Raw genomic sequence first — 2,496 nt, forward strand, 5'->3', positions numbered from 1 at the left:
ATTTTTATATTAGCGAATACAAACGTCTGGCCTGGCCCAATGTGACGGTATTCCCGAACGGAAAACACATGCTCCAGGCACATTTCCGCAGGCAGTAGGCTAATTCGGCTTTCTTGGGGTTTGACGGCAAAGGAGCGATTGTGATTTTGAATCAGTTTCGGCAACGCCCGATTGGCCTCTTCCAGCGTACGCACACCGAGTAGCCGCAGCTCAAAGACCAGCCTCTTGCAAGGTGCCCCAAGCTGTTCAATGCGTCCCTTAGCTTTGGGGAGTCAAGGCTTTGATGTGAGTGATCCCGAGTTCGGCCATCGCTTTGCCGAAATGCGACAACGGCTTTGGCTCTCCAACCAATTCCTGCTCCAATGTCCAGGTTTCTAGAACGGAAGATGGTGTGGCGGTCGCTGTAAAGACCGAGGTGAAGGCCGTATTGCTCAATAGCCTGCTGCATGACAGCGAAATAGCCTTCCCGTGTTTCCGTCGGGCGAAAGACGGTGCCAACGACGATCCCGGTGGCGTCATCGAACGCGCCATGCAGCGTGAGTTCAGTTCCCGGTCTTCCAACCAGGCGTAAGGGCTGGCGTCGATCTGCCACAGGATTCCCGCTTGCGGCTTGCGACAGCGGGGTTGATGAATGTTGCCCCGCCGCCGCTGTTGGGCTTGCTTCAATGATTAAAATGTATTATAAACGTTTTCGCAAGTTTCCGGTGTTGGTTGATAAAAGCAGTGAAGCTTATACCGTCCTGCGAGAGGCTGATCGTACCAGGTCGGAGGACAATCGCCTTCCGGCCGAAAATACCATAAACTGAATTTTGCAGGCCAGTGCCTCTCTCCGTTAATGCACCTGCGAGCCAGGCGTTTTTCCCGTTCCCTCGCACTTTGATAAAAATAACCATGTAAAACGGCTTCAAAAGCATGCGGCTGAAATATCATTTGCGGAATGGTGCGTATTCCTATAAAATCAAGACAATTTGCTCTTACCCGGTTAATGCCCACATTGCCGACGAGCAGCATACCGTACTCTCCTTCACCTTCCGCCTCGGCTCGAAGCAGCCTGGCCAAAAGCGCAACATCGCTTTCTCTGGCTTTCACAACAGCCATCATCTTCACCTCTTCCATGTGTTTATAGCCATAAGTTATTCTGAATTGAACAGATGGGTGACTGCCCATGGATGTCTTTATCCACAGTTTAGGCAACTATCTTCAAGCTGAATAATCCAAGTATACAATGGGAATCTTACCGAATTGACAACACCTGTGGGACAAAACCTAAATTACAGGGGGTTCGAATACGTCGTGAGATTTCGTGCCAAAACGCCATTTCTGATGCTGTTTGCGATGCTTTGCGCGTACATCGGCAATCCATACGCCGCGACCGCTCATCCCGTCAATCAGCAGGCTTCAGGTGCACTTCAATGGGAAAATCAGGGAACCTTCGTTCAAAAAAAGGAATAATCCATACCGACACAAATAGGTCGATATCAAATGGTGTACCATTGGAACCGTTTGGACTGGAATTTTCCGGACGCAAAGATGAAGCAGTCATTTGAGGCCAATCAATATTGGAAAAAGGCTATGCCTGCCGGGGTCAAGGTCGATCAACAAGGCAACTATTACGTTTCGGTTCCCCGTTGGGCCCAGGGCATTCCCGCCACCATGAATCGGATTGTCATCAAAAACGGAAAACCGCTGTTGGAAGCTTTTCCGAGCTGGGAATGGAACCAGGCGGGAAACCCTAAATTTCTCCAATCCGTCCTGGGATATGAAATCGACGAACGGAACCGGATGTGGCTGCTGGACCAGGGAAAAATCGCTTACTCTCCCTCTCCGGAAGGCTCGCAGAAGCTGGTGATATGGGATTTGAACACCAATAAATTGATCGACTCGATTCCAATTCCGAACGAGATCGCATCATATCGAACTTCCTTTTTAAATGACCTGGTTGTGGACAATAAACACGGTTTCGTCTATATCACCGATTCAGGAAATGGCGAGGGTTGGACAGGCCGCGTGGTCGGCGGAATCATTGTCTACAATATGAAGACGAAAACCTTCAGACGCGTGCTCGACCGTCATGACAGCACGCAGGATTTTCCCGGGTTTGTTTTCTCCATTATGGGAAAACCGGTGTTTAAGGACAGACCTCTCAAATTAGGTGCCGATGGCATTGCCTTGTCCGCAGACCGTTCAACCTTGTACTACTGCCCGGTGACCGGCCGTAATTTATATGCGATCGATACGGCGCTGCTAAGAAATTTTAATACGCCGTTGGAAAAGATTAATGACGCCGTTCAAGCGATCGGCAGCAAGGGGACAAACACCGACGGGATGCACGCGGACAATAAAGGAAATGTTTTCTACACCATGTTGGAAGGGCAGGGAGTCGGCATCTATAGTCCTGTGAGCAATCAATTCCGCCGTTTCGTGGCGGATGACCGGATGTTGTGGGTAGACGGGGTGGCATTCGATCAAAAGGGGTACATTATCCTGAATTTCGAA

General features: G+C 50.0%; 3 protein-coding genes and 1 pseudogene. 2 read left to right on the forward strand and 2 right to left on the reverse strand.

Annotation, left to right across the window (positions count from 1 at the left end):
* Window positions 1-666: pseudogene (locus ABEV74_RS13910) on the reverse strand (transposase family protein); the annotation flags it as partial.
* A gap of 3 nt (window positions 667-669) precedes the next feature.
* Window positions 670-1,098 (reverse strand): cell wall hydrolase, encoded by a 429-nt coding sequence (locus tag ABEV74_RS13915; RefSeq protein WP_430146771.1) that lies wholly within the window; start codon window positions 1,096-1,098, stop codon window positions 670-672.
* 195 nt (window positions 1,099-1,293) lie between these two features.
* Here ABEV74_RS13915 and ABEV74_RS13920 point away from each other — a divergent pair, with 195 nt between their 5' ends.
* Window positions 1,294-1,452, forward strand: coding sequence for a hypothetical protein (locus ABEV74_RS13920; protein ID WP_430146768.1), 159 nt, complete (start codon window positions 1,294-1,296; stop codon window positions 1,450-1,452).
* Between the two features lie 30 nt (window positions 1,453-1,482).
* On the forward strand, window positions 1,483-2,496 hold a 1,014-nt coding region (locus ABEV74_RS13925; protein ID WP_430146770.1), incomplete at its 3' end, for an L-dopachrome tautomerase-related protein.

It is taken from the genome of Paenibacillus cisolokensis (assembly GCF_050481165.1).
GTDB classification, from domain to species: Bacteria; Bacillota; Bacilli; order Paenibacillales; family Paenibacillaceae; genus Paenibacillus_AH; species Paenibacillus_AH cisolokensis.

What these genes read in the sequence shown, in the direction of transcription:
- ABEV74_RS13915 (WP_430146771.1), bottom strand. Translation starts at nt 1,098, where the DNA reads ATGGCTGTTGTGAAAGCCAGAGAAAGCGATGTTGCGCTTTTGGCCAGG.